The sequence below is a fragment of the Paenibacillus curdlanolyticus YK9 genome (assembly GCF_000179615.1).
Lineage (GTDB): Bacteria > Bacillota > Bacilli > Paenibacillales > Paenibacillaceae > Paenibacillus_T > Paenibacillus_T curdlanolyticus.
In genome coordinates this window covers 247328-253841 of the sequence record NZ_AEDD01000003.1, presented here as the reverse complement: position 1 = coordinate 253841, position 6514 = coordinate 247328, and the positions used below count along the sequence as shown (strand labels likewise).

General features: G+C 50.6%; 8 protein-coding genes. All 8 read left to right on the top strand.

Annotated features, from left to right (window positions below; all coding sequences use genetic code 11):
• Window positions 1-353: ABC transporter permease subunit (locus PAECUDRAFT_RS26780; RefSeq protein WP_040711805.1), on the top strand; the 353-nt coding region annotated here is incomplete at its 5' end.
• A 41-nt stretch (window positions 354-394) separates the two neighbouring features.
• On the top strand, window positions 395-1315 hold the full coding sequence (locus PAECUDRAFT_RS06975) for a carbohydrate ABC transporter permease (protein WP_006037425.1): 921 nt from the start codon (window positions 395-397) through the stop codon (window positions 1313-1315).
• A gap of 69 nt (window positions 1316-1384) precedes the next feature.
• A complete protein-coding gene (locus tag PAECUDRAFT_RS06970) occupies window positions 1385-2944 on the top strand; it encodes an ABC transporter substrate-binding protein (RefSeq protein WP_006037424.1) in 1560 nt (519 codons plus the stop codon).
• A gap of 267 nt (window positions 2945-3211) precedes the next feature.
• A complete protein-coding gene (locus tag PAECUDRAFT_RS06965; RefSeq protein WP_006037423.1) occupies window positions 3212-3499 on the top strand; it encodes a LiaF transmembrane domain-containing protein in 288 nt (95 codons plus the stop codon).
• 44 nt (window positions 3500-3543) lie between these two features.
• Window positions 3544-4224, top strand: a complete 681-nt coding sequence (locus tag PAECUDRAFT_RS06960) for a PspA/IM30 family protein (protein WP_006037422.1) — start codon at window positions 3544-3546, stop codon at window positions 4222-4224.
• The gene (locus PAECUDRAFT_RS06955) at window positions 4221-4718 is read left to right on the top strand and encodes a PspC domain-containing protein (protein ID WP_006037421.1); all 498 of its coding nucleotides are present in this window, start codon (window positions 4221-4223) and stop codon (window positions 4716-4718) included. Before PAECUDRAFT_RS06960 ends, PAECUDRAFT_RS06955 begins: the two co-directional genes overlap by 4 nt.
• Before the next feature lie 2 nt (window positions 4719-4720).
• Window positions 4721-5407 (top strand): PspA/IM30 family protein, encoded by a 687-nt coding sequence (locus tag PAECUDRAFT_RS06950; protein WP_006037420.1) that lies wholly within the window; start codon window positions 4721-4723, stop codon window positions 5405-5407.
• Window positions 5408-5524: 117 nt separating this feature from the next.
• Window positions 5525-6511 (top strand): sensor histidine kinase, encoded by a 987-nt coding sequence (locus PAECUDRAFT_RS06945; RefSeq protein ID WP_006037419.1) that lies wholly within the window; start codon window positions 5525-5527, stop codon window positions 6509-6511.
• Window positions 6512-6514: the final 3 nt, after the last annotated feature.

Genomic DNA, 6514 nt, shown 5'->3' with positions numbered 1-6514 from the left:
TTGATGATGAGTACTACGAGGCTGCAACGATTGACGGGGCGAACAAATGGCAGCAGATTTTGAAAATTACCATTCCGCTGCTTATTCCGATCATGATCATCATGACGCTTCTGCAAATCGGCCGCATCTTCTATGCAGATTTCGGTTTGTTCTATCAGGTTCCCAAAGAATCGGGACCGCTGTTCCCCGTTACGAACGTTGTGGACACGTACGTCTACCGAACGTTCTTGGCGATGGGCGACTCAGGGTTATCGTCCGCAGCGGGGCTATATCAGTCAGTGGTCGGGTTTGTCCTCGTGTTTTTATCCAATTGGTTTGTACGGAAAGTAGATAAGGACAGCGCATTGTTCTAATGGGTAGACGATAGGAGCATTATTTCTTGGGAGGTAGCACCATGGAATCGTCAGTGGAAAGATCGCCATCGCGGCCAGTGAATTCTTTGAATCCAGTCGGTGACTGGACGATCAAAATCGTTTTCTTTCTTTATTCCGCACTTTGTATTTTCCCTTTGCTGCTCATTATTATGGTGTCGCTTTCCAACGAGCAGGACGTCATTCGGGACGGGTACAAATTCATTCCGATGCACTTTGACCTAAGCGCTTATAAGTTCGTGTTCGAGGATTGGCATAACATCGTGCGCTCCTATGGCGTGTCGCTGTTCGTGACCGTAGTCGGCACCGCATTGAGCTTGATTACGATGGCTCTGTATGCGTACCCGATCAGTCGTCCTGATTTTCCGCAGCGCAAGTTTTTCACCTTCTTCGTCTTCTTCACGATGCTGTTCAACGGCGGACTTGTGCCTTGGTACCTCGTGTATGTAAGAATGCTTCATTTGAAAGACAGTATTTGGGCGCTTATTCTGCCGCTGCTTGTATCCGCCTTCTTCGTCCTCATCATTCGCACCTTCTTCCAGACGACGATACCGGGGGCCATTATAGAATCTGCCAAAATCGATGGCGCGGGCGAATTGTACATCTTCTTCCGAATCGTCCTGCCGTTATCGATGCCGGTGCTCGCTACTGTCGCTCTGTTCAGTACCTTGAACTACTGGAATGATTGGTTCCTAAGCTTGGTGTTCATCACCAAAGAGGATAACGTCAGCCTGCAGTATCTCATGTATAAGACGTTAACGAACATCCAGTTCATGCTGAGCCACAGCGACGCTATAAGCACGATTGGCGGCGCCGCCAAATTCCCGAGCGAAACCGTCCGAATGGCGATGGCAGTTATCGGCGTCGGTCCGATCATTTTCGCTTATCCATTTTTCCAAAAGTACTTCGTTAAAGGTTTAACGGTCGGTGCAGTAAAAGGGTAGTGTGAGAGGGGCTGTTACCGGTTATCGCCGGTGTAGCATATAAAAAATGACTTTGGGAGGTCAATTGAAATGATGAAGGCGACAAAGAGTGCGTCAATGCTGCTCATGCTTGCGTTATCTTCAACGCTTGTCCTGTCAGCATGCGGCAATAGCGAGCCGGACAAAACAGAAGAGCCGGTTTCGACTACGGACAAGACGGAAACGACCGCAACCGATACGAACAAGGAATCAGAGCCTGCCAAGTCAGATTTGAAGGAATACAAACTTACAATGGTGTATCCCGGCGGCACCCAGCAGGATGAAGCGAAAATCGAGGACGAGATCAATAAATATTTGAAGGATAAAATCAATGCAACGATCGACCTTCAGCCAATTGATTGGACGGCTTGGGAGGATAAAGTGAATCTAATGATCGCTTCGCGCGATCCGGTCGACATTTATTTCACGGCACAATGGACCAAATATGCGGTAAACGTCGGCAAGGGCGCGTTTCTTGATCTAGGGCCATTATTGAAGGATTATGGGCAAGATATCGTAAAAACGCTTGATCCAGTCTTCTTGGAAGGCTCCAAAATCAATGGCGTGAATTATGGTGTCCCAACCAATAAAGAACTTGCTGCGCAAGGCGGTATCGTCTATCGCAAGGATATCGCAGATGAGCTAAGCATCGATATGAGCAAGGTGAAGTCGATTCAAGACCTGGATGCTGTATTCGCGACCGTGAAGGCTAAGAAGCCGGAGATGACGCCGCTGTATCTGTTGAAAGGCGAGAACTTCGACGCGCACTATTTCGGAAACTTTGACGCGCTTGGCGATACGTCAGTGCCGGGCATTTTGCTTAAGGATGCAACGGATACTACGATTAAAGCGAACTATGATACGCAGCGTTATGTGGATACGCTGAAGCTGACGCGCGACTTCTTCGTGAAGGGCTACATTAACAGCGACGCAGCAACGACGACGACAATGAACAAGGATGCGCTCAAAGCTGGCAATGTATTCGCCATGACAGCAGCACTGAAGCCTGGCAAGGCAAAGGAATTGGAAACAGAGCTCGGCTTGGTCGGCAAGCTTGGCCAAATCGAATTGAATGAGAAAACGGTATCGACAAGTGAGACCTCCGGGTCGATGCTTGCAATCTCGACCACATCGGGCGACCCTGCTCGCGCTATGATGTTTATTAATCTGCTTCATTCTGATAAATACCTGAACAACCTGATCAACTTCGGGATTGAAGGCCAGCATTATACGAAAAACGGTGAGATCATTACGCCTACCGACAACACGAAAAACTATGCGCCAGGCGCAGCGTGGATGTTTGGCAACCAGTTCTTGAACTATGTTTGGAATTCCGAGGACCCAGACAAATGGGAGCAGTTCCGCAAGTTTAACGAAGGACCTAAAGTATCCCCGGGGCTTGGCTTTGTATTCGATAGCGAGAAAGTGAAAGCAGAGGTAGGTGCGATCGTCAATATTGACCGCCAATACCAGACCGCTTTGGAAACAGGCTCCGTCGATGTCGATAAAGTGCTGCCCGAGTATAAGGACAAATTGCTTAAGGCAGGCGTGGACAAGATTTTGATTGAAAAACAAGCGCAATTTGATAAGTACATTTCGGAAAAGAAGTAACCGCTAGCCCGCTTACGATGTAGTCTTGCAATTCCCCTCACTCGATATTGCCCCTTCCACACCGGAAGGGGATTTTTTTGTCCAAAGCAAGGAGTCAAATGAAGCCTGACAGTGGTCGTAGCTGCGTTCCGTCCATGGGTTGGCTAGTGCCCCGACCTAGGTCCAGTCCGAAAAACGGCCGTGAGTCTGTTTTGGATAATCGCGATTCCACCTAGAATAAGGACATAAGGTTAACGCAGACAAATACGAAAGGCGGTGTTAAACGATATGAACATTCAATCCAAAAAAGGTCTTGTACTAATCGCGATCGGCGCGGTCATTGCGCTCCCGATTATCGGCTTCAGCATTGGCTGGGTACTCAAGCTTCTATTCCCGTTCATTCTCGTCGGTCTTGGGGTGGTTGGCTGGCGGAACGGCAATCGAATCTTCGGCGGCCTATTGATCGGCTTTGGTGGTCTGATGGTCCTCGGCAAGTTCCATACGCTGATCATGCTGATCATCGCGATCGCGCTTGTCGCTTATGGCGTGTCACTAGTAAAAGGCAGAAGATCTTAACCGTTAGAGTCATAGAATACAAAGTATGAGGAGGGCGGAAACCGATGAGTATTATCCGACGTGTTCGTGACATTACGGTCGCGACGCTAAACGAACGATTAGAGAAAGCAGAAGATCCTGTTCGACTCATTGATCAGTTTCTCTGGTCGACGCGAGAAGAAATCATTCAATGCGAGAAGCTTTACCAGCAATACGCGGAGCATGGGCAGCATTTGAAAGTACAATGGCTGCAAGCCGAGCAGTTGATGGAGAAGCGGGAACAGCAAGCGATGACGGCGCTTCGAGCAGGCGAAGAGCATCTGGCGCGCATCGCGCTGCAAGAGAAGCAATCAGCCGAAGAACGCGCAACACAATACCGAGAGCTCCATGAACAGTCAAGCCAGAGCGTGCTTGAGCTGGAAGAGCAGCTGCGCGAACTTAGAAGTGAGTATCAATCGGTTTATGACAAACGTGAATATTACGCAGCACGGATGGAATCCTTGCGACTCCAGCAGCGCATGAATGCGCGGTATGGCGGCCAAGGACAGGAACCAAGCAGCATGTTCCGCCGTTTGGAAGACCGCATTAATGATATGGAGCTCGAAGCCAAGAGTCTGCGCGATCTTCGCCGGATAGGGGGCGAGCTTCTGTCAGAAGCAGGACAGAAAGTGCAATCAGTAGTAGAGCGCGAGCTGGAGCAGCTTAAGCGCAAGCTTGAAAAAGAAGGGTGGTCGTCCTCGTCATGAGTAAGATGTACCGATCGTATCGGGACAAGAAGCTGTTTGGTCTCTGTGGAGGCCTCGCGGAATGGATGGGTGTCGACGCGACGCTAATTCGGATCTTGATGATCGTGTTGGCTGTTTTCTCAGGCGGGGTAGTCATTCCGATCTACATTCTTGCAGCCTTCGTTGTTCCAAGGGATCCGTATTACGGAAACCCTAACTATAATCCATATGGCGGTTATGGCAACAATTCAGGTCAAGGCAACCGTAATTACTATGGCAATGGCTTCGGCCAACAGCCAGGCAACAATGGCTTTAATGGCGCGCCATTCGGCGGTCCTCAAGGCCATCAAGCGGGTGGACAGTATTCGAATCCTCCGCAGCAGCCGCCATACGGCAGCGCACAACCGTCGTCTCAGCTGGATTCTATGATGGAAGATTTGGAGCGTAAAGCGCTCCGCAAGGAATTAGATGAACTGAAAGCCAAACTAGCGAAGTATGAGAAGGGAGAGTTTTAAATATGGGTATCTTTAAACGTATGAAGGATTTGACGAAGGCGTCGGTTAATGAGTTGTTGGATAAAGTGGAAGATCCGGTTATTATGCTGAATCAGTATTTGCGCGACATGGAAGAGGAAATTCGTCAAGCGGAGGTAACGGTAGCGAAGCAATTGACGAACGAACGCCGCATGAAGCAGCGTTTGGAGGAAGCGGTACGTACGGCTGCAGGACTCGAGCCAAAAGCAGAAGCAGCGCTTCGTGCAGGTTACGAGGACCAAGCCCGCAAGCTGCTGGAAGAGAAAATCGTATTCGAGCAGAAGGTGTCGGAATATACGGAGCTTCACGCTGGAGCGAAAGCGCAAGCTGACGAATTGATGCAGCAGCTGCACAGCATGAAGGAAGAGTTCTACCAGCTTCGCAACAAGCGTAATGAATTGGCGGCTCGTGCGCAGTTAGCTAAAGCGAAGAAGCAAATGGCTCAATTGAGCGTATCGCATCAATCGATTGACAGCAGCAGCGCAGCACGCGGCTTCAACCGGATGGAAGAGAAGATTATTCAACTGGAGGCCGAGGCTGACGTGCTCCGTACGCCTTACGCCTTCAGCAGCGCGCCTGTCGGTACGACAGTCGATCTGGAGAAGAAAATGAAGGTTGATGCTCAACTCGAAGCGTTGAAAAGCAAAATGAGCAACAGCGCAGCAGAGTAAGCTTTAAGAGAACATAAGGCAAGAGGGCGGACCGCGTGAAGCGGTACCGCTCTTCTCCTTGTTAACATTAGGAAGTGTCGGCTATGATAAGAGTAATTACTAAAGGAGCATATGATCATGTCCGAAAAGAAGCAGGATGACGCAGCGAAGTCGCGCAATAGAAAAAGCCAAATCGCCGAGACGGTCATCTGGCTCTTAATTGTATTCGGACTATTGCTCATTGTTCTTCAAGGCATCGGGTATCTTGAAGTATTTGCATTGCAAGGCCGCGCGGCGATTGTTGCCCTTGCGGTTATCGCCGCGGCCCTTGCAGCAGCAGCGCTGAATAGCTACTGGCAGGGCATTCGGCTGAAGGAGGCGCTGCAGCGATTGGCCGATCGGCAGCGGCGGCGTCCGACCAACGTGACCTTCGACAGAGTCGAGGATGGCGAGCGCGTGTCTGGCAGCGATGAAGAGGACGAGGTTTGGGAAGAGAAAGTAAAGTTTTCCGCGGTTATTGAAGAGCGCCAACGGCTTGCCCGCGAGCTCCACGACGCTGTGAGCCAGCAGTTGTTCGCGATTTCGATGACGGCTACGGCTGTTGGCCGTACGATCGAGAAGGACTGGGAGCGGGCGAAGCGGCAAGTGGAGCTGATTGAGGAAATGGCAGCCGTAGCTCAATCGGAGATGCGCGCGCTGCTGCTGCATTTGCGCCCCGTACATCTGGATGGCAAAAACCTAGGCGAAGCCTTGCAGGTGCTCGTTGGAGAGCTGCAGCAGAAGACTGCGATGGCGATAAATTTTGTTGTTGAAGGCGAGATGACGCTGGATACGCAATCGGAGGATCATTTGTTCCGCATTGCGCAGGAAGCGATCTCGAATACGTTACGACACTCCAAGGCACAGGCGATGACGATTCGGCTAGCGGGATTCGGAAGGCAAGTTAGGCTGACCTTCATCGATGATGGCGTCGGCTTCGAGGTCGAGGAACGCAAGCATTCCTCTTACGGGTTGTTGACAATGGAGGAACGTGTCCATGAGATGGGCGGCTCGCTCGAGATCGAGAGCAGCTTAGGCGGGGGCACGACAATCGATATTTGGATTCCGGCAAGAACGGTGGAATAAGGA

What these genes read in the sequence shown, in the direction of transcription:
- PAECUDRAFT_RS06975 (WP_006037425.1), top strand. Translation starts at nt 395, where the DNA reads ATGGAATCGTCAGTGGAAAGATCGCCATCGCGGCCAGTGAATTCTTTG.
- PAECUDRAFT_RS06970 (WP_006037424.1), top strand. Translation starts at nt 1,385, where the DNA reads ATGATGAAGGCGACAAAGAGTGCGTCAATGCTGCTCATGCTTGCGTTA.
- PAECUDRAFT_RS06965 (WP_006037423.1), top strand. Translation starts at nt 3,212, where the DNA reads ATGAACATTCAATCCAAAAAAGGTCTTGTACTAATCGCGATCGGCGCG.
- PAECUDRAFT_RS06960 (WP_006037422.1), top strand. Translation starts at nt 3,544, where the DNA reads ATGAGTATTATCCGACGTGTTCGTGACATTACGGTCGCGACGCTAAAC.
- PAECUDRAFT_RS06955 (WP_006037421.1), top strand. Translation starts at nt 4,221, where the DNA reads ATGAGTAAGATGTACCGATCGTATCGGGACAAGAAGCTGTTTGGTCTC.
- PAECUDRAFT_RS06950 (WP_006037420.1), top strand. Translation starts at nt 4,721, where the DNA reads ATGGGTATCTTTAAACGTATGAAGGATTTGACGAAGGCGTCGGTTAAT.
- PAECUDRAFT_RS06945 (WP_006037419.1), top strand. Translation starts at nt 5,525, where the DNA reads ATGTCCGAAAAGAAGCAGGATGACGCAGCGAAGTCGCGCAATAGAAAA.